General features: G+C 65.5%; 24 protein-coding genes. 13 read left to right on the top strand and 11 right to left on the bottom strand.

Annotated elements, in window-relative coordinates; translation table 11 throughout:
- Positions 1-76: 76 nt before the first annotated feature.
- On the top strand, positions 77-1,300 hold the full coding sequence (locus WMC41_RS15520) for an OpgC family protein (RefSeq protein WP_432344524.1): 1,224 nt from the start codon (positions 77-79) through the stop codon (positions 1,298-1,300).
- Here the strand turns inward: WMC41_RS15520 and WMC41_RS15525 are convergent.
- Positions 1,281-1,931 (bottom strand): TetR family transcriptional regulator C-terminal domain-containing protein, encoded by a 651-nt coding sequence (locus WMC41_RS15525; RefSeq protein ID WP_064330994.1) that lies wholly within the window; start codon positions 1,929-1,931, stop codon positions 1,281-1,283. The genes WMC41_RS15520 and WMC41_RS15525 overlap by 20 nt on opposite strands.
- 269 nt (positions 1,932-2,200) lie before the next feature.
- On the opposite strand from WMC41_RS15525, the gene WMC41_RS15530 reads away from it, so the two are divergent.
- Genes WMC41_RS15530 through WMC41_RS15545 form a run of 4 tightly spaced genes read left to right on the top strand, consistent with a single transcriptional unit; the run spans position 2,201 to position 5,919 of the window.
- Positions 2,201-3,451: a Zn-dependent hydrolase gene (locus tag WMC41_RS15530; protein ID WP_432344528.1), complete on the top strand. Its 1,251-nt coding sequence runs from the start codon at positions 2,201-2,203 to the stop codon at positions 3,449-3,451.
- Positions 3,452-3,455: 4 nt separating this feature from the next.
- The gene (locus WMC41_RS15535; protein WP_432344530.1) at positions 3,456-4,097 is read left to right on the top strand and encodes an endonuclease domain-containing protein; all 642 of its coding nucleotides are present in this window, start codon (positions 3,456-3,458) and stop codon (positions 4,095-4,097) included.
- Entirely contained in the window at positions 4,094-5,548 is a 1,455-nt protein-coding gene (gene hydA, locus WMC41_RS15540; RefSeq protein ID WP_432344532.1) for a dihydropyrimidinase, read from the top strand. The genes WMC41_RS15535 and hydA overlap by 4 nt, the downstream gene beginning before the upstream one ends.
- Positions 5,545-5,919 (top strand): hypothetical protein, encoded by a 375-nt coding sequence (locus WMC41_RS15545; protein ID WP_432344535.1) that lies wholly within the window; start codon positions 5,545-5,547, stop codon positions 5,917-5,919. The genes hydA and WMC41_RS15545 overlap by 4 nt, the downstream gene beginning before the upstream one ends.
- 215 nt (positions 5,920-6,134) lie before the next feature.
- Here the strand turns inward: WMC41_RS15545 and WMC41_RS15550 are convergent, their stop codons facing one another.
- The gene (locus WMC41_RS15550) at positions 6,135-6,548 is read right to left on the bottom strand and encodes a cupin domain-containing protein (protein WP_244768482.1); all 414 of its coding nucleotides are present in this window, start codon (positions 6,546-6,548) and stop codon (positions 6,135-6,137) included.
- A gap of 122 nt (positions 6,549-6,670) precedes the next feature.
- Here WMC41_RS15550 and WMC41_RS15555 point away from each other — a divergent pair, with 122 nt between their 5' ends.
- From WMC41_RS15555 to WMC41_RS15590, 8 genes are all read left to right on the top strand, one after another.
- Positions 6,671-7,474, top strand: a complete 804-nt coding sequence (locus WMC41_RS15555; RefSeq protein WP_288082494.1) for an ABC transporter ATP-binding protein — start codon at positions 6,671-6,673, stop codon at positions 7,472-7,474.
- Positions 7,474-7,809, top strand: coding sequence for a hypothetical protein (locus tag WMC41_RS15560; protein ID WP_288082496.1), 336 nt, complete (start codon positions 7,474-7,476; stop codon positions 7,807-7,809). The genes WMC41_RS15555 and WMC41_RS15560 overlap by 1 nt, the downstream gene beginning before the upstream one ends.
- A gap of 3 nt (positions 7,810-7,812) precedes the next feature.
- A complete protein-coding gene (locus tag WMC41_RS15565; RefSeq protein ID WP_244768479.1) occupies positions 7,813-8,697 on the top strand; it encodes an ABC transporter permease in 885 nt (294 codons plus the stop codon).
- Positions 8,694-9,563 (top strand): ABC transporter permease, encoded by an 870-nt coding sequence (locus WMC41_RS15570; RefSeq protein WP_288082498.1) that lies wholly within the window; start codon positions 8,694-8,696, stop codon positions 9,561-9,563. The genes WMC41_RS15565 and WMC41_RS15570 overlap by 4 nt, the downstream gene beginning before the upstream one ends.
- Before the next feature lie 23 nt (positions 9,564-9,586).
- Positions 9,587-10,579 (top strand): ABC transporter substrate-binding protein, encoded by a 993-nt coding sequence (locus WMC41_RS15575; RefSeq protein WP_432344539.1) that lies wholly within the window; start codon positions 9,587-9,589, stop codon positions 10,577-10,579.
- Positions 10,580-10,899: 320 nt separating this feature from the next.
- Entirely contained in the window at positions 10,900-12,105 is a 1,206-nt protein-coding gene (locus tag WMC41_RS15580) for an efflux RND transporter periplasmic adaptor subunit (protein WP_398433102.1), read from the top strand.
- A gap of 202 nt (positions 12,106-12,307) precedes the next feature.
- Entirely contained in the window at positions 12,308-15,619 is a 3,312-nt protein-coding gene (locus WMC41_RS15585; RefSeq protein ID WP_432344541.1) for an efflux RND transporter permease subunit, read from the top strand.
- 149 nt (positions 15,620-15,768) lie between these two features.
- Entirely contained in the window at positions 15,769-16,452 is a 684-nt protein-coding gene (locus tag WMC41_RS15590) for a Crp/Fnr family transcriptional regulator (protein WP_244768474.1), read from the top strand.
- 23 nt (positions 16,453-16,475) lie between these two features.
- Here the strand turns inward: WMC41_RS15590 and ureG are convergent, their stop codons facing one another.
- The 9 genes from ureG to WMC41_RS15635 all read right to left on the bottom strand — a co-directional run bounded on the left by ureG (position 16,476) and on the right by WMC41_RS15635 (position 22,865).
- Positions 16,476-17,087, bottom strand: coding sequence for an urease accessory protein UreG (gene ureG / locus WMC41_RS15595; protein ID WP_288082505.1), 612 nt, complete (start codon positions 17,085-17,087; stop codon positions 16,476-16,478).
- 94 nt (positions 17,088-17,181) lie between these two features.
- Positions 17,182-17,853 carry an urease accessory protein UreF gene (locus WMC41_RS15600; protein WP_432344545.1) on the bottom strand — a complete coding sequence of 224 codons (672 nt, stop codon included), beginning with the start codon at positions 17,851-17,853 and terminating at the stop codon, positions 17,182-17,184.
- Positions 17,846-18,316: an urease accessory protein UreE gene (gene ureE / locus WMC41_RS15605; RefSeq protein WP_432344547.1), complete on the bottom strand. Its 471-nt coding sequence runs from the start codon at positions 18,314-18,316 to the stop codon at positions 17,846-17,848. Before ureE ends, WMC41_RS15600 begins: the two co-directional genes overlap by 8 nt.
- Positions 18,317-18,424: 108 nt before the next feature.
- Positions 18,425-19,258, bottom strand: coding sequence for a GGDEF domain-containing protein (locus WMC41_RS15610; protein WP_244768471.1), 834 nt, complete (start codon positions 19,256-19,258; stop codon positions 18,425-18,427).
- Positions 19,259-19,395: 137 nt separating this feature from the next.
- Positions 19,396-21,102, bottom strand: a complete 1,707-nt coding sequence (gene ureC / locus WMC41_RS15615) for an urease subunit alpha (RefSeq protein WP_432344549.1) — start codon at positions 21,100-21,102, stop codon at positions 19,396-19,398.
- A 124-nt stretch (positions 21,103-21,226) separates the two neighbouring features.
- Positions 21,227-21,853 carry a Urease operon accessory protein gene (locus WMC41_RS15620; RefSeq protein WP_432348355.1) on the bottom strand — a complete coding sequence of 209 codons (627 nt, stop codon included), beginning with the start codon at positions 21,851-21,853 and terminating at the stop codon, positions 21,227-21,229.
- Between the two features lie 5 nt (positions 21,854-21,858).
- Positions 21,859-22,290, bottom strand: a complete 432-nt coding sequence (locus WMC41_RS15625; protein WP_432348357.1) for a lysozyme inhibitor LprI family protein — start codon at positions 22,288-22,290, stop codon at positions 21,859-21,861.
- Between the two features lie 4 nt (positions 22,291-22,294).
- Positions 22,295-22,600, bottom strand: a complete 306-nt coding sequence (locus WMC41_RS15630) for an urease subunit beta (RefSeq protein ID WP_288082512.1) — start codon at positions 22,598-22,600, stop codon at positions 22,295-22,297.
- A gap of 10 nt (positions 22,601-22,610) precedes the next feature.
- Entirely contained in the window at positions 22,611-22,865 is a 255-nt protein-coding gene (locus tag WMC41_RS15635) for a DUF1272 domain-containing protein (RefSeq protein ID WP_432344553.1), read from the bottom strand.
- Positions 22,866-22,867: the final 2 nt, after the last annotated feature.

Here is a 22,867-nt window from a genome sequence, read left to right on the forward strand (position 1 = left end):
TTTCCTGGAACGATCCGCCGCCTCATGCGTTGCCATCCCGTTGGGGCGTATCTTGAGTATCGGCGGAGCGCATATTTTGAAGCGATTTGAGATTATCGACGGCATGCGGGGCTACTTCCTCGTTTTCATGCTGATCAATCACCTCGTCTTTGTCGGCGGCTACTGGATGATGGAAGTGAACCATCGCCAGTTCGCCTTCGTGGAGGACGCCCAGGGCTTCGTGTTCCTCTCCGGCCTGCTCATCGGCATGGTCTATGCCCGCAAGATGCTGAAATACGGCTATGACACCGGCCGCCAGCTCATCCGCAACCGCGCCTTCGAGCTCTACCGCTACGCCATGGGCACGGTCATGGCAGTGCTCGTCGTGCAGATGTTCCTGCCCGACGCCTACCGGCTCTGGTACAACTGGCTCGGCTATACGAATTTCGACCAGCCGCTGCGGCTGGCGGCGATCGCCACCTTCCTGTTCCAGCCGACATTCATGGACATCCTGCCGCAATACATCGTCTACATGCTGTTCGCCCCGCCGCTCGTCTGGCTCTGCCTGAAGGGAAAGTGGGCGCAGGTGCTGGCCGGTTCGCTGATCGTCTGGATGGCCGCGCAGCTCGGCCTGCAACGCTTCGTCACCGATCCCCTGAACACGCTGTTCACCGGCTCCGACGACCAGGGCATCCGCGCGAGTTTCAACATGCTGGGCTGGCAGATCGTGTTCATCTCGGCCCTGGTCATCGGTGCGCTGACCGCGCAGGACAGGATCGACTGGAACCGCATCTTCTCCCCGGAAAAGACGCGGCTGCCGAAGGTCGCGCTCGCCATCTGCCTGTTCTTCCTGCCGCTGCGCATCGTCACGGCCTGGGACCTGTTGCCGCAATCCGTGCTCGACAAGTTCGCGACCATGGAGATCCGCGCCGATTTCGGTCCGGTCTACCTCCTGAACTTCGCGGCCGTCGCGACCGGCCTCGCCTGGCTCCTGATCGCCGGGCCGAAGCACCACAACCTGTGGGTCCGCAAGCTCGCGGGAATCGTTATTGGCGTCTTCACCCTGCGCTTCCTGCGCCTGCTCGGCCGCCATTCGCTGCAGGTCTATGTCTGGCACGTCGCCATCGTCTACGCGGTCTATTATGCGGACGGGCGCACGCCGGAACTCTCGCAGCTCACCAAGACGTCGATCGCCGTCGTCTGCATTGCGCTTCTCGCCCTGCCGGCCCTGTGGCGCGAACGCGAGCAGATCGCCGCCAGCCTCTTCGGCCAGCCCAAGGCGGAGCCGGCCAAGTCGAAATCTACGCCGGCTGCTCGCTGACATTGAGGCCGGTTAGGAACAGCTGCTCGAGGAAGCGCGCCGCATCCTCGAACCGCCCCTCGCCGGCCTGATTCTGCCCCAGCACGGCGCGCACCTGCACGTCGAAATCGGCATAGTGCTGGGTGGTCGACCAGATCGAGAAGATCAGGTGGTACGGGTCGCATTTGGCGATCTTGCCCGCTTTCGCCCAGGTGCGGATGACTTCCGCCTTCTCGTCGACGAGCGATTTCAGCGGCCCCTTCAGCTCGTCCTCGATGTTGGGCGCGCCCTGCAGGATTTCATTGGCGAACAACCGGCTCTCGCGCGGAAAATCCCGCGCCATTTCCAGCTTGCGGCGGATATAGCTGCGGATCTCCGACACCGGATTGCCCTCCGCATCGAATTCGCGCAAGGGATCGAGCCAGGTATCGAGCACCCGGGTGATCAGCGCCCGGTGCATCGCCTCCTTGGTGCGGAAATAATAGAGCAGGTTCGGCTTGGACATGCCGGCGACCTCGGCGATCTGGTCGACGGTGGCGCCGCGAAAGCCGTGCAGCGAGAAGACCTCCAGCGCCGCTTCGAGGATCTGCTCCTCCTTCGCCTCCTGGATGCGCGTGCGCCGCTGTGTCCTCGCCGCCCTTGGTAATGCCATCGTGCCCCCTCGGCCATCCCGTCGCCGGGAAAAGTGCCGCCAAATTCACCAGTTTAACCAGCCGCCATTTTCTTGGATGCAGCCCAAGTTTTTGGTTTTTCGGCTTGAGTGCCGCAACGGAAGCTGTAATGTTTACCAACCGGTCAAATTATCAGTCAGTTATCGCGCAAAGGCAACTGCTGATCGGAAGGCGCAAAACAACAAGGGCGCCGCCAGCCGGTGGGAACGAAAATGGGGCTGCAAAAGCCCGATGACATGGGAGCATAGACATGGCCGCACCCGGCGAGAACATGCGTGTCAACGCGGACCGCCTGTGGGATTCCCTCATGGACATGGCGAAGATCGGCCCCGGCATTGCCGGCGGCAACAATCGCCAGACGCTGACCGATTCGGACGCCGAGGGCCGCCGCCTGTTCCAGGCCTGGTGCGACGACGCGGGCCTTACCATGGGCGTCGACACGATGGGCAACATGTTCATGACGCGCGAAGGCACGGACCCCGACGCCCTGCCCGTCTATGTCGGCTCGCATCTCGACACGCAGCCGACCGGCGGCAAATATGACGGCGTGCTCGGCGTGCTGGCGGGCCTGGAGGTCGTGCGCTCGCTGAACGATCTCGGCATCAGGACGAAGCACCCGATCGTCGTCACCAACTGGACGAACGAGGAAGGCGCGCGCTTCGCCCCCGCCATGCTCGCCTCCGGCGTCTTCGCCGGCGTGCATACGCAGGATTACGCCTATGGCCGCAAGGACCCGGAGGGAAAAACCTTCGGCGAGGAACTGCAGCGCATCGGCTGGGTGGGCGACGAAGAGGTCGGCGCGCGGAAAATGCACGCCTATTTCGAATATCACATCGAACAGGGGCCGATCCTTGAGGCGGAAGGCAAGGATATCGGCGTCGTCACCCACTGCCAGGGCCTGTGGTGGCTGGAATTCACGCTGACCGGCCGCGAGGCGCATACCGGCTCGACGCCGATGACGATGCGCGTCAATGCCGGGCTCGCCATGGCCCGCATCCTCGAAATGGTGCAGGCGGTCGCGATGGAGAACCAGCCGGGCGCCGTCGGCGGCGTCGGCCAGGTGTTCTTCTCGCCGAACTCGCGCAACGTGCTGCCGGGCAAGGTCGTCTTCACCGTCGACATCCGTTCGCCGGACCAGGCCAAGCTCGACGGCATGCGCGCCCGCATCGAGGCGGAGGCGCCGAAGATCTGCGAGGCGCTCGGCGTCGGCTGTTCCGTCGAGCCGGTCGGCCATTTCGACCCCGTCATCTTCGACCCGACGCTGGTCGCCACCGTCCGCAAGGCGGCCGAGGACCTCGGCTACAGCCATAGGGACATCATCTCCGGCGCCGGCCACGACGCCTGCTGGGCCGCCCGGGTGGCGCCGGCCACGATGATCATGTGCCCCTGCGTGGGCGGCCTCTCGCACAACGAGGCGGAGGACATTTCCAAGGAATGGGCCGCCGCCGGCGCCGACGTACTGCTCCATGCGGTAATCGAGACGGCTGGGATTGCGGAGTGAGCGGATGCTTCCGGTCGTGACCACCCCCTCATCCGACCCTTCGGGCCACCTTCTCCCCCCGGGGGAGAAGGAGAGACTTGCTGCAACGCCTCTGCCCACGTCAGTGCCGCATACGCTGATCGGACGAAAAGAAGAAAACGGCGCCGCGAAATTCCCCTTCTCCCCCGGGGGGAGAAGGTGGCCCGAAGGGCCGGATGAGGGGGGTATGCCGAGCGAAGCCGACATAACCAAACGGCCCCCGGGCAAGACGCGGTATGCCCGAGGACTGCGGAAAAACGAAACCGAGGAAGAACGCCGCCTCTGGAGCGACCTGCGCGACCGCCGGCTCAACCGCTTCAAATTTTCCCGGCAAGTGCCGCTTGGAATCTACGTCGTCGATTTCCTTTGCCGCACGCGGCGCCTCGTCATCGAAATCGATGGCTTTCAGCATGCTGCGAAGCAAGCTGACGAAACACGGACCCGCTGGCTCAACGAACATGGCTATTCCGTTCTCCGCTTCTGGAACCATGAGGTCACGCGGGAACGACGTATGGTCCTTGAAACGATCCTCGCAGCGTTGAACGGCCAAATGACCGAACGCTGCCACATGGCGGGGTTTTATCCGGCCATTTTCGCCGAGAACCAAGAGACAGGGGAACGATCATGAGCACAGTCATCAAGGGCGGAACCGTCGTTACCGCGGACCTCACCTACAAGGCCGACGTAAAGATCGACGGTGGCAGGATCGTCGAGATCGGCCCGGACCTTTCCGGCGACGAGGTGCTGGATGCGGCGGGCTGTTATGTCATGCCGGGCGGCATCGATCCGCATGTGCATCTCGAAATGCCCTTCATGGGCACCTATTCGGCCGATGATTTCGAGAGCGGCACGCGGGCCGGCCTTGCCGGCGGCACCACCATGGTGGTCGATTTCTGCCTGCCCGATCCCGGCCAGTCGCTGCTCGACGCGCTGAAGCGCTGGGACAACAAGTCGACCCGCGCCAATTGCGACTATTCCTTCCACATGTCCGTCACCTGGTGGGGCGAACAGGTCTTCGACGAGATGAAGGCCGTCGTCGAGGAGAAGGGCATCAACACCTTCAAGCATTTCATGGCCTACAAGGGCGCGCTGATGGTGAACGACGACGAGATGTTCGCCTCGTTCCAGCGCTGCGCCGCGCTCGGCGCGCTGCCGCTCGTCCATGCGGAAAACGGCGATGTCGTCGCCGCCATGCAGCAGAAGCTGATGGACGAGGGCAATAACGGGCCGGAAGGCCACGCCTATTCCCGCCCGCCCTCCGTCGAGGGCGAAGCGACGAACCGCGCCATCATCATCGCCGACATGGCGGGCGCGCCGCTCTATGTCGTGCACACTTCCTGCGAACAGGCGCACGAGGCCATCCGCCGCGCCCGGCAGAACGGCATGCGCGTCTACGGCGAACCCTTGATCCAGCACCTGACGCTGGACGAGAGCGAATATTTCAACAAGGACTGGGACCACGCCGCCCGCCGCGTCATGAGCCCGCCCTTCCGCAACAAGCAGCATCAGGATTCGCTCTGGGCCGGCCTCGCCGCGGGCTCGCTGCAGGTGGTGGCGACGGACCACTGCGCCTTCACGACCGACCAGAAGCGCACCGGCGCCGGCGATTTCCGCAAGATCCCGAACGGCACCGGAGGCCTGGAAGACCGCATGCCGATGCTCTGGACCAACGGCGTCAACACCGGCCGGCTGACCATGAACGAGTTCGTCGCGGTCACCTCCACCAACATCGCCAAGATCCTCAACGTCTATCCGAGGAAGGGCGCGATCCTCGTCGGCGCGGATGCGGATATCGTCGTGTGGGACCCGAAGCGTTCCAAGACCATCTCCGCCAAGAACCAGCAATCCTCGATCGACTACAACGTCTTCGAGGGCAAGGAGGTGACGGGCCTGCCGCGCTATACCCTGACGCGCGGCGTGGTCGCGATCGAGGAGAGCACCGTGAAGACCCGCGAGGGGCACGGCCAGTTCGTCAAGCGCGAACCGTTTGCGGCCGTCAACAAGGCGCTGTCGACCTGGAAGGAGATCACCGCGCCGCGCAAGGTGGAGCGTAGCGGCATTCCGGCGAGCGGCGTATGATCCGCGCCGGCCGCCTCGCCCTTCTCCTCGGCATGGTTCTCGCCGGTCCGGCGGGGGCGGCGGCCGACATCGTCGATGGCAGCTATGGCGACGCGGAAGGCTGCCGCTACGCCGAGACGGGCGAATCCTCCGGCGCCGACTTCTTCTTCCTGTTGAACAAGGATGGCGTCACCACCGCCGCCTCCTATTGCGCGTTCAAGGGTGAAGGCAATCGGGTGGGCGGCGCGACGAAGGTCGCTGCTGAATGCCATGAGGAAGGATACGAGGAGACCACGCCCTACGAGCTGACGCTGACGCCCGACGGCGGCGGCTACACCGTGAGCTTTCCCGATGGCACGCGCTGGGGGCCGCTGATGCGGTGCAAGACGTGAGGAGCCTGCGAACAGCATTCACCCCCCTCTGTCCTGACGGACGTCTCCCCCTCAAGGGGGGAGATCGGAAGGCCGGTCCGTTTTCCCGGATCGCACAGGCATCGCTCGCGGCAAGAGCGCATCCTGGTTTGAGATATGGTCGGCGCTCCCAGCCGATCTCCCCCCTTGAGGGGGAGATGTCCGGCAGGACAGAGGGGGGTGCGTTCCCCCGCCGCCTAAATCACAACCAGCGCCTCGAGATGCGGCAGAAGCACCACGCTCTCCTGCTCGTGGGGATCTGTCCTGGCGATGACCGCCGAGGCGGGTTCGCCGGAGAGATTGGCCGGCAGGTGCGGCACGCCGGCGGGGATGTAGAACATCTCGCCCGCCTTGACGATCACGTGATTCTCCAGCCGCGCGCCGTACCAGGTATGCGCCTCGCCGGAGAGCATGTAGATCGCCGTCTCGTGGCTCTCGTGCATGTGCGCCTTCGCCCGCCCGCCCGGCGGGATCGTCAGGAGATGCATGCAGATGCCGGAGGCGCCCACGCTCTCGCGGGCGATGCCCTCGAAATAGCTGAACCCCTGTTTTCCGTCATAGGTGCTGCCCGGGCGAACCACCCGGCATTCGGCCTTCGTCTCCACCGCCATCGTCTCTTCCCCCGGTTCCAGCGTGAGAATTCCGTGCCCAAAGTGATACTGCAGACAATGCCGATTGCAATGCTGAGAATGGACATGCAGTCTGCCGCAACCCGCGCCGAAAGATGACCGCCATGTCCCATGCAACAGCCGCCAGCACCGTCGTGTCCGCCAAGGGCCTCGGCCTCACCTTCCAGACCGCCGATGGCCCGGTCACCGCGCTGACGGGCGTCGACCTTTCCGTCGAAAAGGGCGATTTCGTCTCCTTCATCGGCCCTTCCGGCTGCGGCAAGACGACCTTCTTGCGCGTTATCGCGGATCTGGAGAGGCCGACCTCCGGCACCATCACCGTCAACGGCATGACGCCGGAAGAGGCGCGCAGGCGCCGCGCCTACGGTTATGTCTTCCAGGCCGCCGCACTCTATCCCTGGCGCACCATCGAGAAGAACATCGCCCTGCCGCTGGAGATCATGGGCTATTCGAAGGCGGACCAGAAGGCACGCATCGAGCGCACGCTCGACCTCGTCAACCTTTCCGGCTTCGGCAAGAAATATCCCTGGCAGCTCTCCGGCGGCATGCAGCAGCGCGCATCGATCGCCCGCGCGCTCGCCTTCGACGCCGACCTGCTGCTGATGGACGAGCCCTTCGGCGCCCTCGACGAGATCGTGCGCGACCATCTCAACGAACAATTGCTGAAACTCTGGGCCGCCACGCGGAAGACGATCTGCTTCGTCACCCACTCGATCCCCGAGGCCGTCTACCTCTCGACGAAGATCGTCGTCATGAGCCCCCGCCCCGGCCGCGTCACCGACGTGATCGAATCGCCCCTGCCGAAGGAGCGCCCGCTCGGCATCCGCGAAACCCCGCAATTCCTCGAGATCGCCCACCGGGTGCGCGAGGGCCTGCGCGCCGGCCACAGCTACGAGGAGCACGCCTGATGAAGCTCTCCTACGTGCTCTGGCTCTTCGGCGCGACCACCGTCTTCATCGGTGCGGCGACCGCATCGCGTGCCTATATCGGCACGACGAACATCCTCTACCTGCTCTTCTCCATGGCGCTCTACATCGTCGGCAACCTGATGATGCTGAAGCTGATGCGCGAAGGGGGGCTGGGCATCGCCATTTCGCTGTCCGCCATCACCCAGCTGCTGCTGATCAACGTCATCGCCTTTCTCTTCTTCGGCGAACGCCTCAACAGCACCCAGCTTGCCGGCGTCGGTCTCGGCATCCTGGCGATGGGACTGATGCTCATGCCCGCCCCGGCAAGGAGCTGAGCCATGGGCAAGGCCAGCTTCCTTCGCGACCGCCTGCTGCCGATCGGCACCGTCCTCGTCGCGCTCGTCGCCGTCTGGTACGTCTTCGTCGTCGTGCTGAACGCCCCCTTCGAGCGCGACCAGGCGGCGCGCGCGGGCGGCACGATCGGCTTCATGGAGCTGCTGCCGAAGACCATGGCGCAGGAGCGGCCGGTATTGCCAGCGCCGCACCAGGTCTTCGCCGAACTCTGGGACACGACCGTCAACAAGGCGGTCACCTCCCGGCGCAGCCTCGTCTACCATGCCTGGATCACGCTGTCGGCGACGCTGCTCGGCTTTGCCATGGGTGCGGCGCTCGGCATCCTGCTGGCCATCGCCATCGTGCACAACCGGGCGATGGACCGCTCGCTGATGCCCTGGGTCATCGCCAGCCAGACGATTCCCATCCTCGCCATCGCGCCGATGATCATCGTCGTGCTGAATGCGGTCGGCATATCCGGCCTGATGCCGAAGGCGCTGATCTCGACCTACCTCTCCTTCTTCCCGGTGGTCGTCGGCATGGTGAAGGGGCTGCGCAGCCCGGAGCAGATCCAGCTCGATCTCATGCACACCTACAACGCGTCCTCCGCACAGACCTTCTGGAAGCTGCGCTGGCCCGCCTCCATGCCCTACCTCTTCACCTCGTTGAAGGTGGCGATCGCCATCTCGCTCGTCGGCGCCATCGTCGGCGAACTGCCGACCGGCGCCGTCGCCGGCCTCGGCGCGCGCCTGCTCGCCGGCTCCTATTACGGCCAGACGGTGCAGATCTGGGCGGCGCTCTTCATGGCGGCGGCAGTGGCGGCGCTGCTCGTCATCGTCGTCGGCTTCGCGCACAGCCTCGTCCTCAAACGCATGGGGGCGCGGGCATGAACCTTTCGATCCTGATATCCGCCATCGTCTTCTGGCTCGCCGCCTGGGCCTTCAACGAATGGCTCGTCCGCCGGAAATTCGCGAGCCCGGCCATGGACCGCGCCGCGCGCCTCGCCGTGCCGCTGGTCTTCGGCGTCACCATCCTCGTCATCTGGGAAGGCATCGTCAGGGGCTTCAGCATCCCCTCCGTGCTGCTGCCGCCGCCGAGCATGATCTGGGTACGGCTGATCAGTTCCATCCCGACGCTCTGGGCGGATTTCCGCCAGACGTTCCTCAAATCCGTGCTCGTCGGCTATGCGCTCGGCTGCGGCCTCGGCTTCCTCGTCGCGATCCTCATCGACCGCTCGCCCTTCCTGCAGAAGGGCCTGCTGCCGCTCGGCAATTTCGTCTCGGCGCTGCCGGTCATCGGCGTCGCGCCCATCATGGTCATGTGGTTCGGCTTCGACTGGCAGTCGAAGGTCGCCGTCGTCGTCATCATGACCTTCTTCCCCATGCTGGTGAATACCGTTTCCGGCCTTGCCGCGACGAGCCACATGGAGCGCGACCTGATGCGCACCTACGCCGCCGACTGGTTCCAGACACTCGTCAAGTTGCGCCTTCCCGCCGCTTGGCCCTTCATCTTCAACGCGCTCAAGATCAATTCCACGCTCGCGCTGATCGGTGCGATCGTTGCCGAATTCTTCGGAACGCCCATCGTCGGCATGGGCTTCCGGATCTCCACGGAAGTGGGCCGCATGAATGTCGACATGGTCTGGGCCGAAATCGCGGTCGCCGCGGTGGCTGGCTCCGCCTTCTACGGGATCGTCGCGCTCGTCGAGCGGGCCGTCACGTTCTGGCATCCGTCTGTCCGCGGTGGGCAGGCGTAAAATAAAGAAAAGAGGGAACTGACATGAAAACGAAGATCGCATCGCTCCTTTTGGCAAGCGCCTTCTCGCTTGCCGCGTTCCAGGCCGAGGCCGCCGACAAGGTGGCGCTCCAGCTGAAATGGGTGACCCAGGCCCAGTTCGCCGGCTACTACGTCGCGAAGGACAAGGGTTTTTACGAGGAAGAAGGCCTCGACGTGGAAATCAAGCCGGGCGGGCCGGACATCGCACCCGCCCAGGTGATCGCCGGCGGCGGCGCCGACGTCATCGTCGACTGGATGCCGTCCGCCCTTGCCACCCGCGAAAAGGGCGTGCCGCTCGTCAACATCGCCCAGCCCTTCAAGTCCTCGGGCATGATGCTGACCTGTTTGAAGGAATCCGGCGTCAAGGGGCCGGAGGACTTCAAGGGCAAGACGCTCGGCGTCTGGTTCTTCGGCAACGAATATCCCTTCCTCTCCTGGATGAGCCACCTGAAGATCCCGACCGACGGCGGACCGGACGGCGTGACCGTGCTGAAGCAGGGCTTCAACGTCGATCCGCTGATCCAGAAGCAGGCCGCCTGCATCTCCACCATGACCTACAATGAGTACGGCCAGGTCCTCGATGCGGGCATCAAGCCGGAGGATCTCGTCACCTTCAAGTACGAGGACCAGGGTGTGGCCACGCTGGAGGACGGCCTCTACGTGCTGGAGGACAAGCTCAAGGACGCCGCCTTCAAGGAGAAGATGGTCAAGTTCGTGCGCGCCTCCATGAAGGGCTGGAAATATGCCGAGGAGAACCCGGACGAAGCCGCCGACATCGTTCTCGAAAACGATTCGACCGGCGCCCAGACCGAAGCGCACCAGAAGCGCATGATGGGCGAGATCGCCAAGCTGACGGCCGGTTCCAACGGCGCGCTCGACGAGGCGGACTACAAGCGCACCGTCGCCTCGCTGCTCGCCGGCGGTTCCGATCCGGTCATCTCCAAGGAGCCGGAAGGCGCCTGGACGCATGAGATCACCGACGAAGCGCTGAAGTAGTCCTTCCGCCTGATCGCGCGACATGCGGGGCCTTAGGCCCCGCATGTTTCGTTTCGAGGGGCCGTACAATCGCGGCCCGGTTGCGACAGTCCGTCGTGATTGCCATCGAAATGCCAAACGCATAAAATAATGAGGCACCATTTCGTTGCCTCTTGCAAGGACAGGGCGCGCCGACTACATAGACCGCACAGCGGGAGCGTGGAGGAGCCGGGGAGCCGTTCCGTGTCCGCCATATTGCTAGGAAATAGGGTCCGGCAAGAACCTCAAGAACAGCGCCCGGGCCGAGATCATAAAGTCATGCTTTTGGGAAAGTTCGGCCTATGGCTTCTGGACGCAGGAAAGTTCTCTCTTTTTCCGTCGCGACATTCTTGACGGTGACGCCGCTTTTCGCTCTTGCCGCCGATCCGGCGGAGGGCGAGGCCGACAAGCAGCAGGCGCAAAACCTCCCGGCAATCGTCGTCACCGCCGCTGAAACGCGCACGCTGGTCGACCGCGTGGTTGCGACCGGCTCGGTCCAGGCGGTGGAGGACGTCTATGTCACCCCGCTCGTCGAAGGCCTCTCCATCCGCACGCTTGCCGCCGATGTCGGCGACCGGGTCGAGGCGGGCGGCACGCTCGCCACGCTGAACGACGATGCGCTGGTGCTGCAGAAGAGCCAGACCGAAGCCTCGCTTGCCAAGGCGAATGCCGCCCTCGCCCAGATTGAGGCCCAGCTCGTCGAGGCCAAGGCCAATGCCGATGAGGCCGTGCGCGTCCGCGACCGGGCCCAGCGGCTCGTCAAGTCCGGCTCGCAGTCGCAGGCCGCCGCCGACCAGGCCGTTGCCGCCGCGGATGCGGCGCTCGCCCGCGTCAATTCCGCCGAGCAGGCGATCGCCGTTTCGCAGGCCGATATCAAGGTCGCCCAGTCGCAGATCGACGACATCGACCTGAAGCTTGCCCGCACCGCAGTCAAGTCGCCGGTCGCCGGCATCGTCTCGGCCCGCACGGCCAAGATCGGCGCGATCGCGAGCGGCGCGGCCGCACCGCTCTTCACCGTCATTCGCGACGGCGAGATCGAGCTGAAGGCCGACGTCTCCGAGGACGGCATCCTCAAGCTCGCCCCGGACCAGAAGGCGACCGTCACGCTCGCCGGCGGGGCCGCCACGCTTACCGGCACGATCCGCCTCGTCGAGCCGACGCTCGACCCGCAAAGCCGCCTCGGCCGCGTCTATATCCGCTTCGACGAACCCGGCAAGGCACGCGCCGGCATGTTCGCCAGCGCGCAAATCGTCGTCGAGGAGAAGGAAGGCGTCGTGCTGCCGCTCTCCGCCGTCACGACGGCGGGCGGCAAGACGGTCGCCCGCAAGGTCGAGGGCGGCGTGGTCAAGCTGGTGCCGGTCGAAACCGGCATCCAGGACGGCCAGGTGATCGAGATCGTCAGCGGCCTTGCGGCCGGCGACGAGGTGGTCGCCAAGGCCGGTGCCTATGTCCGCGAGGGCGACCGCATCAATCCGGTGCATGCCGTGCAGGCCTCGGCGACGAAATGACAGGAGGGCTCCGCTGCGGCGGGGCCGCTTCCGCGCAAGGCGGGAGGCAATGCCGGGCTGGGGCGCCCGGTCGCATGGCGGGCGATCCGGGATTGGGCTGGATGCCTGGAGCAGGATCGGCAAGGGCGCAGCTTGGCTTGCGCCGCGGAACTGCGCCGAAACATACGGAAACGTCTGGTCTCTTATCGAGGACTTTGGGGACATGAATTTTTCAGCTTGGTCCATTCGCAATCCGATTGCGCCGCTGCTCGCATTTTTCCTGCTGATGTATGTCGGCATCCAATCCTTCTACGCCCTGCCGATCACGCGCTTTCCCAATATCGACGTCCCTCTCATCGCCATCAGCGTGGAGCAGAGCGGCGCCGCCCCGGCCGAGTTGGAGGTCCAGGTCACCAAGGAGATCGAGGACGCGGTCGCCGGCATAGAGGGCGTCGACCACATCATGTCGACGGTCACGGACGGCAGTTCCGTCACCTCCGTGCTTTTCGAGATCGAGAAGCCGACCAACCAGGCGCTGCAGGACGTCAAGGACGCGATCGACCGTATCCGCAGCGACCTGCCGGCCTCCGTGGAGGAACCGGTCGTCACCAAGATCGACGTGGAAGGCCAGGCGATCCAGACCTTCGCCGTCTCCTCGCCCAACATGACGCTCGAGGAGCTCTCCTGGTTCGTCGATGACAAGGTCAAGCGCGCCCTGCAGGGCCGGCCGGGCATCGGCAAGATCGACCGCTTCGGCGGCGCCGACCGCGAGGTGCGCATCGACCTCAATCCGGGCAAGCTCGATTCCTTCGGCATTTCCGCCGCCGACGTGAATCGGCAGATTCGCAGCATGAATGCCGATGTCGGTTCGGGCCGCGGCCAGGTCGCCGGCGCGGAGCAGGCGATCCGCACGCTCGGCGACGCCCGCTCCGTCGAAAAGCTCGAAAGCACGATGATCGCCCTGCCGAACGGCCGCTTCGTGCGGCTTTCCGAGCTTGGCACGGTCACCGACACCTACGAGGAGCCGCGCTCCTTCTCGCGCTTCAACGGCAACCCGGTCGTCACCTTCGCCGTCTTCCGCTCCAAGGGCGCCAGCGAAGTGACGGTCGCCGAATCCGTCGCGACATCGCTCGATACGGTGCGCAAGCAATATCCGGATGTCTCGATCGAACTGGTCGACGATGCCGTCTACTTCACCTACGGCAATTATGAAGCGGCTCTGCACACACTGCTGGAGGGCGCCTTGCTCGCCGTCGCCGTCGTGCTGCTCTTCCTGCGCAACTGGCGGGCGACGCTGATTTCGGCCGTCGCCCTGCCGCTTTCGGCGATCCCCACCTTCTTCGTCATGGACATGCTCGGCTTCTCGCTGAACCTCGTCTCGTTCCTGGCGCTGACGCTGGCGACCGGCATCCTCGTCGACGACGCGATCGTGGAGATCGAGAACATTGCCCGGCATATCCGCATGGGCAAGACGCCCTACCGGGCCGCGATCGAGGCCGCCGACGAGATCGGCCTCGCCGTCATCGCGACGACCTTCACCATCGTCGCGGTCTTCGTGCCGGTCTCCTTCATGCCGGGCATTCCGGGCCAGTATTTCATCCAGTTCGGCCTGACAGTCGCGGTGGCCGTGTTCTTCTCCCTTGCGGTGGCCCGCCTCATCACGCCTGTCATGGCGGCCTATCTCATGCGCTCCGGCGATGCGGACGGCCATGGCGAGGAGAAGGAAGGCGCCTTCATGCGCTTCTATACCTGGCTCATCGGCAAGACGACGGGCACCTGGTATGCGCGCTATGCGACGCTCTTTGCCGCCATCGCCTTCCTCATCGGCTCGGTGATGCTGCTTTCCACCGTGCCCGGAAGCTTCCTGCCACCGGAAGATGCGTCCCGCATCGTGCTGTCCGTCGAGCTGCCGCCGGATGCGATGCTGGAGGATACCGACCGCACCACCACGCAGATCTATGAACGGATCAAGGACATCGACGGCGTGGAAAGCGTCTTCGTGCTCGGCGGCTCCTCGCCGAAGGGCGACCTCGAACTGCGCCGCGCCTCGGTGACCGTCATCCTCGACAAGCTGGAGCATTCGCTCACCCACAAGCTGGTGAACGACGTGCTCGGCCGGATCCCCGTCGTCGGCGCCTATCTGCCGAAGATGGAGGCGAAGGGCCGCCTGCGTCCGCAATGGGATATCGAGCGGGAGCTCTTCGCCGACCTGCGCGACATTCCGGATGTGCGCGTCATCAAGCTCAACGACCGCGGCGAGCGGGACCTTGCCTTCAACCTCCTGTCCAACAACGAGGCAGACCTCGCCAACACCGTCGCCGTGCTGGAATCGAAGCTGCGCGCCGATCCGGTTCTGGCCAATGTCAGCTCCGAAGGCTCGCTGCCGCGGCCGGAACTGCAGATCCGTCCGCGCGACGACCAGATGGCCCGCCTCGGCATCACCACGGCGCAGATCTCGGAGATCGTGCGGGTCGCCACCATCGGCGACATCGATTCCCAGCTCAGCAAGGTCTCGCTGGACGACCGCCTGATCCCGATCCGCGTGCAGGTCGACCGAGACTTCCGCGCCGATCTCTCGGCCATCCGCAACCTGAAGATCCAGACGGCGGCCGGCCAGTTCGTGCCGCTGTCGAGCGTCGCCGACATCGATTATTCGGAAGGTCCGAGCTCGGTGAAGCGGCACAACCGCAACCGCGTCGTCTCGATCGGTTCGGACCTCAAGCAGGGCGTTGCGCTGGACACGGCGACCGCCCGCTTCAAGGAGATCGCGAACAGCATCGACATGCCGCCCACCGTGCAGTTCACCGAAAGCGGCGACGCCGAAGTGCAGACGGAAATGCAGCAGTCCTTCGCCAATGCCATGCTGCTCGGCCTGCTGCTCGTGCTGATGGTGCTGATCCTGCTCTTCAAGGATGTGATCCAGCCGTTCACGATCCTCCTTTCGCTGCCGCTCGCGATCGGCGGCGTGGCGGCCGGGCTGATCCTGACGCAGAACGCGCTGTCCATGCCCGTCCTCATCGGCATCCTGATGCTGATGGGCATCGTGACGAAGAACGCCATCCTGCTCGTCGACTTCGCCATCGAGATGATGCACCACGGCATGGAGCGGGTGCATGCGATGATCGAGGCCGGCCGCAAGCGCGCCCGCCCCATCGTCATGACCTCCATCGCCATGTCGGCGGGCATGCTGCCCTCGGCGCTCGGCGTCGGCGAAGGCGGCTCCTTCCGCTCGCCCATGGCGATCGCCGTCATCGGCGGCATCATCGTCTCGACGGTGCTCTCGCTCGTCGTCGTGCCGTCCTTCTTCCTCATCATGGACGACCTTTCCCGCCTGCTCGCCTGGACGTTCGGCCGCTTCGTCGGCAAGAAGGACGATGAGTTGCTGGCGATGGAGCCGGAAGCCCTGACCCGCCTTGCCGACCAGACGAGCCGCGATGTCGCCGATCTCGAAAAGCGCATCGAGACGCTCGAGAAGAAAAACGGCGAGCGAAAGCCGTTCAGCGTCGTGCACCACTCGCCCTTGGCCGCGGAATAGCCGCCGGATGAAACAAACGGCCGGCTCGACACCTGTCGAGCCGGCCGTTTTCGCGTTCATTGATCGAAATCAAATAAGACTTCCCCTTCCTCGACTATCGTTCTCCCATCGAAGACCGATGATGCCTGCGGGAGCATGGAGTGAGATCGATGAACAGGCTGATGAAACCCGGTGCCCGGGAACGGGAAACCCTGCTGAATTCCGGCCTCCTGTCCGCCCTTGGCGTGGAGAGCGTGGCGGCGATGATGGAGATAGCGGCCATCGGCAACCTGCCGGCGCGCCAGATGCTGTTTCGCGAGGGTGAGCCGGCGGACATGCTGCATTCCGTTCTCTCCGGCTATGTGCGCGTCTACAAGCTGGACCCGGACGGCCGGGAGGCGGATGTGGAGCTCTACGGTCCCGGCGACCTGATCGGCGCCAGCGTCGTGCTCGACGGCGGCCGCTACGGGGCGACCGCACAGGCGGCCGAGCCCTCCCTCATCGCCCGTTTCGACCTGAAGCGCGTGCGCGACATCGCCGGGCGGCGGCCGGACCTGGCGATGGCGCTCGCCAACGCGCTCTCCGGCCAGTTGGCGCGGGCCTTCGCCAGCCTTGCCGACGATCGCCTGCACACCGCACCGCAGCGCGTGGCGCGCTACCTGCTCGCCCAGTGCCCGGCGGAGGACAAGGCCACCAGCTTCCGCCTGCCCTACCAGAAGAGCCTGCTTGCCGGAAAGCTGGGACTGGCGCCCGAGGCACTGTCACGCGCCTTCTCCATGCTGCGGGGCCACAGCGTCAATGTCCGCGGCCGCCTCGTCCATATCGGCGACCCGGAGGCCCTGCGCCGGATCTGACGGCCCATATAGCCGGGGCGGGATCAGAGCCCGCCCTCGACGCGCAGGAAGTCGACGATGCGTCCGACGCCCTCCCCCCGCTTCATATCGGAAAAGACGAAGGGCCTAGCGGCCCGCATGCGTTCGGCATCGCGCTGCATGACATCGAGATCGGCCCCGACATGGGGGGCGAGGTCCTTCTTGTTGATGACCAGCAGGTCCGAGCGCGTGATGCCCGGCCCGCCCTTGCGCGGGATTTCCTCCCCCTGGCAGACCGAGATGACATAGATCGTCAGGTCCGCGAGGTCCGGTGAGAAGGTGGCGGCCAGATTGTCGCCGCCCGATTCGATGAAGACGACATCGAGATCGGGGAACCGCCGGTTGAGGTCGGCAATGGCCTGGAGATTGATCGAGGCGTCCTCGCGGATCGCCGTGTGCGGGCAGCCGCCCGTCTCCACGCCGACGATGCGGTCCGAGGAGAGCGCCTGCATGCGCACCAGCGCCTCGGCATCCTCCTTCGTGTAGATGTCGTTGGTGACGACCGCGACGGAAAAATGCTCGCGCATCGCCTTGCAAAGCTTTTCGGTGAGCGCCGTCTTGCCCGAGCCGACGGGGCCGCCGATGCCGACGCGCAGGGGACCATTCTTCGATATCATGGGAAGCCTCCGGAAGATCCGGGATGGCCGGTCGGGAACGCCGCCACCCCTTTATTGGAAATCTGCGCCGCGTTGCACGCAGCCGCAAGCGCCGTCATGAGCGGAACAGCCGCGTCGCCAGCGTCTCGTGCCGCAGGCTGGCGATATCCGCCCGGATGGCGGCCGAACCGAGATCGTCGAGCGTCGAGCGGGCCGCGGCCGCGGCGAGCGTGAGTATCTGCCCTTCCAGCTCCGCCAGCAGCGCCACGCCGTCCCGCTGGCCGATGACGCCGCAGCGGATGGCGACCGAGACGAGGTTCGAGGCAACGGCGTGCAGATAGGCGGCGAGCGCCGCCTCGGCCGCAATGCCGTGGCCGCCCGAAACAGCGCCGACGGCCACCGGATAGGCGGCTGCGCCGCCGAGCGCGGCCAGCACCGGATGCGGCCAGCTCGCCGCGGCGGCGAGGAAGGCCTCGCCCTGCAGCATGGTCTCGCGATGCCGCTCCGCCGAGCCCGACAGCGCCGCCGCGAGTTCAGCGACCGCCGCCAGCCGCGCCGCATCCCCGCAGGCCCGATGTGCCTCGGCAAAAAGCACCGCGTCGTTCCAGAGATTGCCATGCGCAAGAAGGCTCGAAAGCCAGGCGCCAAGGGTCTGCGCATCCTCGACATCCCCGTCGCTCACCACCTGTTCCAGGCCGCCGGAATAGGAGAAGGCGCCGACCGGAAAGGCTGGCGAGAGCCAGGTCATCAGGCGCACCAGGGCCGCGGGCGACGCCGTGTCAGCCATGGCCGTGATGGTGATGGCCGTGTCCCGTGCCGTGATAGGCGCCACGCAGCGGATGGAAGGGTTCGACGACGTCCCGCACCGCGGCGCCAAGCCCGATCAGCATGTCCCGGATGACGTGGTCGCGCAAGATGAGGATGCGGGCATCCTCGATCTGCGCCGGCAAGTGCCGGTTGCCGAGGTGCCAGGCAAGCTCGACGAGATGCAGGCGATCCTTCGGCGTCACCTCATGGAGCTCCTCCTCGGCGGCGATGACCTCGATCACCTCGCCCGCTTCGGTGAGCAGGAGGTCGCCATGGGCAAGCTGCACCGGCTCCTTGAGATCGAGCATCACGACATCGTCGCTGCGCATGTGCAGGAGCTTGCGGCGCACATGGCGCTGGTCGTGCGCCAGAACGACGGCATCGATGGGCGTGCGAATTCCGCCGGTTCCGCGCGGCAGGATTTCCGTGGAGCGATAGGGCAAGAGGCGGCCTCGGGTCTCGGTGGATCAAGTCCCGCCGACAAAAGCATGTTTGTCCTGTGAAGGAAACCGCCGAAGCACCGGCCTACGTCATTTGGCGTAGGGACGCCATCAGCGCCGGCGTCCGCCGGCCGCGACACGGCGGCTCGGCTCCAGCAGCCCCTCGCCCTCGTCCTCATGGATCGTCCGGTCGCGGCCGAGCGACTTGGCGAGATAGAGCGCCCGGTCCGCCGCCTCGAAGACCGCCTCGAACCGCCGGCCCACGGGGCGGTCGGCAATGCCGGCCGACAGCGTGACGCCGATCGGCCCCCTGTCGGTCTCGACCCGGCGCGCGGCCACGGAACGACGTGCCTCCTCCACCAGAAGGCTGCAATCCCCGCGATCGTCGTTCTCGATGAAGACGGCAAACTCCTCGCCGCCGAAACGCCCGACGAGATGGGGGGACGCGAACACCCGCTCCAGCTCCTCCGCGATGGCGACGATGACCGCGTCCCCCACCGCATGACCATGCGTATCGTTGACGAGCTTGAACCGGTCGACATCGAACAGCACGAAGAAACCGTTAACCCTTTTCTCCGCCATGTCCTCGACGAAGGCCCGCCGGTTGAGGAGGCCCGAGAGCGAATCCAGCCGGCTGAGCCGCTCGAACTCGGCGCGCGACAGTGCCATTCCGTGGATCGCTATTCCCAGGAGCCAGGCAATCAGGGCCGATACGCTCGCCGCGATCAGCACCGCCGTGGACGTGCCGAAACCGAGGGCGGAGGCAAAGGGATAGGGGAGAAGGTGAAAATTCGCGAGGATGGCCGCGACCATCAGATAGGCCGCGGTGGCGAGCGTGATGGCCACCAGCACGGTGTTCAGCACGAACATCGAAATATCGGCCCGCGTCTGGAAGACACCCGCCTCCCACTGGGCCCTCAGCCAAAGGGCCAGCCTGCCACGCATAAAACTCTCCACAATGAACAAGGAGACCCTACGGCACTTTCTTTCAGATTCAGCTAATGCCTTCGCTAGAAGTTTAACTGTCCCGTTTTGAAACTTCCGTTAAGGGATTTGCGGAAAGACGCGTGGCGGGCGGCCGTCTAGAAAAGGAAGTAGCGCTGCGCCATGGGAAGCACGGTCGCGGGCTCGCAGGTCAGCAGTTCGCCGTCCGCCCGCACTTCGTAGGTCTCCGGGTCCACCTCGATATGCGGCGTCAGGTCGTTCAGCACCATCGACGCCTTGGAGATGGCCCGGGTGTTGCGCACCGGCAGGAGCTGCTTGGCGACGCCGAGCCGCTCGCGCAGGCCGAGATCGATCGCCGCCTGCGAGACGAAGGTGACGGAGGAATTGGTGCGCATCTTGCCGAAGGCACCGAACATCGGGCGGTAATGCACCGGCTGCGGTGTCGGGATCGAGGCGTTCGGATCGCCCATCGGCGCCATCGCGATCACCCCGCCGAGCAGCACCATGTCCGGCTTCACGCCGAAGAAGGCCGGGTTCCACAGCACGAGGTCCGCCCGCTTTCCGACCTCGATCGAGCCGATCTCGTGGCTGAGGCCATGGGCGATCGCCGGGTTGATCGTGTATTTCGCGATATAGCGGCGGATGCGCAGGTTGTCGTTCTCGCCCGTCTCGCCGGCAAGGCGGCCGCGCTGGCGCTTCATCTTGTCGGCCGTTTGCCAGGTGCGGATCGCCACCTCGCCGACACGGCCCATCGCCTGGCTGTCGGAGGAGATGATCGAGAAGGCACCGATATCGTGCAGGATGTCCTCCGCCGCGATGGTCTCCTTGCGGATGCGGCTCTCGGCGAAGGCGATGTCCTCCGGGATCGACGACGACAGGTGATGGCAGACCATCAGCATGTCGAGATGCTCGGCGATCGTATTGACCGTGTAGGGCCGTGTCGGGTTGGTCGAGGACGGGATGACGTTGGCATGGCCGCAGACCTTGATGATGTCCGGCGCATGCCCGCCGCCTGCCCCCTCGGTGTGGAAGGCATGGATGGTGCGGCCCCTGATGGCGGCCATCGTGTCCTCGACGAAGCCGCTTTCGTTCAGCGTGTCCGTGTGGATCATCACCTGCACGTCGTAGTCGTCCGCGACGGAAAGGCAGCAGTCGATCGCCGCCGGCGTCGTGCCCCAGTCCTCGTGCAGCTTCAGCGCGGAAGCGCCGGCCTTCACCATTTCCTCGATGGCCGCCGGCAGCGAGGCATTGCCCTTGCCGGCGAGTGCCAGGTTCATCGGAAAGGCATCGAAGCTCTCGATCATGCGCTCGATATGCCAGGCGCCGGTGCAGGTGGTGGCAAGCGTGCCATGCGCCGGGCCGGTGCCGCCGCCGAGCATCATGGTGATGCCGCTCGCCAGCGCCTCCTCGATCTGCTGCGGGCAGATATAGTGGATATGGGCATCCATGCCGCCCGCCGTGAGGATCTTGCCCTCGCCCGCGATCACCTCCGTCGAGGGACCGACGATGATGGTGACGCCGGGCTGCGTATCCGGGTTGCCCGCCTTGCCGAGGGCGGCGATGCGGCCGTCCTTCAAGCCCACATCGGCCTTGAAGATGCCGGCATGGTCGATGACCAGCGCGTTGGTGATGACCGTATCGACGGCCCCTTCGGCACGCGTCGCCTGGCTCTGGCCCATGCCGTCGCGGATGACCTTGCCGCCGCCGAACTTCACCTCGTCGCCATAGGTGGTGAAGTCCTTCTCCACCTCGGCGAAGAGCTCGGTATCGGCAAGGCGCACCCTGTCGCCGACGGTCGGGCCGAACATGTTGGCATAGGCGGCGCGGGACATTCTGTAGGACATGGTCAGCTTCCCCGGGAGGCAGGAGTCTTGTTCAGATGGTCTGGAGCCTTGCCGGCCGGGGCGACATCGCTCCGGCGCCGGACAATGCGATAAAAACCCTCGGGCATTTCCCGCGAACCGGAGTTCACCGGACATGCTCCAGACGATCGAGACGACCAGCGGCGACCTGGGCATCCACCCAGCGCCGTTCCGTGGCAAAGGGGTGCCACTGCCAGCCCTCATGACCGAAACCGGCGATGGAGACGCGCCCGCCCGCCTTCGCGGCGGTGTCGAGCACATGGGCAATGACGATCAGACCGGAGCTCGGCACCACATAGGGCGGCGGATCGAAAGCGGCCAAGGCGGCATCGAGCGCGTGGTGCACCGCGGCCGGGATCACAGCGAGCCGCCGGCCGGTGGCGCGCGCGAACGTCTCGAAGCCGAGCGTGTAGTCGTCACAGAAATCGTCGAGATCGGGATGGCGCGCGGCAAGCGCCGGGCGCATGGCAGCGAACATCTCCGCCGTCCGCACGCACCAGATCTCGCGCGCCTGCCGCACGGCGGCGCTCGTCTTCCACCGTCCGCCGCCGAGCATCGCCAGGGCCGGGCGACCGGTGTTGCAGACGGCGACGATGTCGGTCTTTTCACCGCCACGCCCCATGGAGCGGCAGTCGTTGAAGCGGATCACGACATCGGCGGCATCGATAGCCTCCGCGAACCCTTCGGGCACGGGACCGTTTCCGACGATGATGATCCTGCGTGACACAGCCAGCCTCCTCAGTTTCCGGAGATGGCGGAGACGGCCTTCAGTTCGGCCGTGCGCTTGCGCGTCAGATCGGCAAGGCAGCCGGAGACCAGCATCGGCTCCATCGAGCCGCCGCGCGCCTCGAAGCCGGCCAGTTCGCACTGGCCGTCCCGGTAGCCGATCCAGGCGCGCTGGGCCCGCTTCAGCGCGTCGACGGCGCCGACATAGTGCTCGCCCATCTCCCCGGCCTGTTCGTCCATCTCGCGCGCCGCGGCCATGGCCGCCTTGTAGGCGGCATTCAGTTCGCCGTCGGCAGCCTGGTAGTCGTGGTCGGCGCAGATGTTCATCTCGATCTGCGCCTGGGCGTTTTCGCAATCGACCTCAGGCTCGCCATCCTGCGCGGCGGCCAGCGGGGCGGAAAGCAGAAGAAACGTCGCGGCGAGCATGAGGCGGGAACGCGTCATCATGTCAGAGCTTCCCCATAACGTTCTGGCGGAAACCGTAGATTTCGCGCTTGCCGGCAAAGGGGATGAGATGGACCGTGCGGGTCTGCCCCGGCTCGAAGCGCACCGCCGTGCCGGCAGGGATATCGAGGCGCAGGCCCCGCGTCTTCTCCCGGTCGAAGGAGAGGCCCGGATTGGTCTCGTAGAAATGGTAGTGGCTGCCGACCTGGATCGGCCTGTCACCGGTATTGGAAACGTCAAGGGTGGTGACCGGCAGGCCGGCATTGAGTTCGATATCACCTGGAGCGGCAATGACTTCACCGGGGATCATAGTGCCTTCCTCATGCTGCCGCGGCCGGTCCGCAGCCTTCGGCTTTCAGGACCCGCCTGGTGGATGCCGGATATCTTGCGAGCAGCGCCGCGGGCCGGATCGGCCGGCGCACGAATTCACCGCCGCAGTTCGGGCAGCTGCCGCCCAGGACGCCCGCCACGCAATCGGCGCAGAAGGTGCATTCGAACGTGCAGATCATCGCCTCCTTGCTTTCCGGCGGCAGGTCGCGGTCGCAGCATTCGCAGTTCGGTCGAAGGTCCAGCATGG

This window comes from Shinella yambaruensis (genome assembly GCF_050859155.1).
GTDB classification, from domain to species: Bacteria; Pseudomonadota; Alphaproteobacteria; order Rhizobiales; family Rhizobiaceae; genus Shinella; species Shinella yambaruensis.

Excerpts from the sequence above, each read along its gene's own strand:
- WMC41_RS15525 (WP_064330994.1), bottom strand. The coding sequence starts at position 1,931 with ATGGCATTACCAAGGGCGGCGAGGACACAGCGGCGCACGCGCATCCAG.
- WMC41_RS15530 (WP_432344528.1), top strand. The coding sequence starts at position 2,201 with ATGGCCGCACCCGGCGAGAACATGCGTGTCAACGCGGACCGCCTGTGG.
- WMC41_RS15535 (WP_432344530.1), top strand. The coding sequence starts at position 3,456 with ATGCTTCCGGTCGTGACCACCCCCTCATCCGACCCTTCGGGCCACCTT.
- hydA (WP_432344532.1), top strand. The coding sequence starts at position 4,094 with ATGAGCACAGTCATCAAGGGCGGAACCGTCGTTACCGCGGACCTCACC.
- WMC41_RS15545 (WP_432344535.1), top strand. The coding sequence starts at position 5,545 with ATGATCCGCGCCGGCCGCCTCGCCCTTCTCCTCGGCATGGTTCTCGCC.
- WMC41_RS15550 (WP_244768482.1), bottom strand. The coding sequence starts at position 6,548 with ATGGCGGTGGAGACGAAGGCCGAATGCCGGGTGGTTCGCCCGGGCAGC.
- WMC41_RS15555 (WP_288082494.1), top strand. The coding sequence starts at position 6,671 with ATGTCCCATGCAACAGCCGCCAGCACCGTCGTGTCCGCCAAGGGCCTC.
- WMC41_RS15560 (WP_288082496.1), top strand. The coding sequence starts at position 7,474 with ATGAAGCTCTCCTACGTGCTCTGGCTCTTCGGCGCGACCACCGTCTTC.
- WMC41_RS15565 (WP_244768479.1), top strand. The coding sequence starts at position 7,813 with ATGGGCAAGGCCAGCTTCCTTCGCGACCGCCTGCTGCCGATCGGCACC.
- WMC41_RS15570 (WP_288082498.1), top strand. The coding sequence starts at position 8,694 with ATGAACCTTTCGATCCTGATATCCGCCATCGTCTTCTGGCTCGCCGCC.
- WMC41_RS15575 (WP_432344539.1), top strand. The coding sequence starts at position 9,587 with ATGAAAACGAAGATCGCATCGCTCCTTTTGGCAAGCGCCTTCTCGCTT.
- WMC41_RS15580 (WP_398433102.1), top strand. The coding sequence starts at position 10,900 with ATGGCTTCTGGACGCAGGAAAGTTCTCTCTTTTTCCGTCGCGACATTC.
- WMC41_RS15585 (WP_432344541.1), top strand. The coding sequence starts at position 12,308 with ATGAATTTTTCAGCTTGGTCCATTCGCAATCCGATTGCGCCGCTGCTC.
- WMC41_RS15590 (WP_244768474.1), top strand. The coding sequence starts at position 15,769 with ATGAACAGGCTGATGAAACCCGGTGCCCGGGAACGGGAAACCCTGCTG.
- ureG (WP_288082505.1), bottom strand. The coding sequence starts at position 17,087 with ATGATATCGAAGAATGGTCCCCTGCGCGTCGGCATCGGCGGCCCCGTC.
- WMC41_RS15600 (WP_432344545.1), bottom strand. The coding sequence starts at position 17,853 with ATGGCTGACACGGCGTCGCCCGCGGCCCTGGTGCGCCTGATGACCTGG.
- WMC41_RS15610 (WP_244768471.1), bottom strand. The coding sequence starts at position 19,258 with ATGCGTGGCAGGCTGGCCCTTTGGCTGAGGGCCCAGTGGGAGGCGGGT.
- ureC (WP_432344549.1), bottom strand. The coding sequence starts at position 21,102 with ATGTCCTACAGAATGTCCCGCGCCGCCTATGCCAACATGTTCGGCCCG.
- WMC41_RS15625 (WP_432348357.1), bottom strand. The coding sequence starts at position 22,290 with ATGACGCGTTCCCGCCTCATGCTCGCCGCGACGTTTCTTCTGCTTTCC.
- WMC41_RS15630 (WP_288082512.1), bottom strand. The coding sequence starts at position 22,600 with ATGATCCCCGGTGAAGTCATTGCCGCTCCAGGTGATATCGAACTCAAT.
- WMC41_RS15635 (WP_432344553.1), bottom strand. The coding sequence starts at position 22,865 with ATGCTGGACCTTCGACCGAACTGCGAATGCTGCGACCGCGACCTGCCG.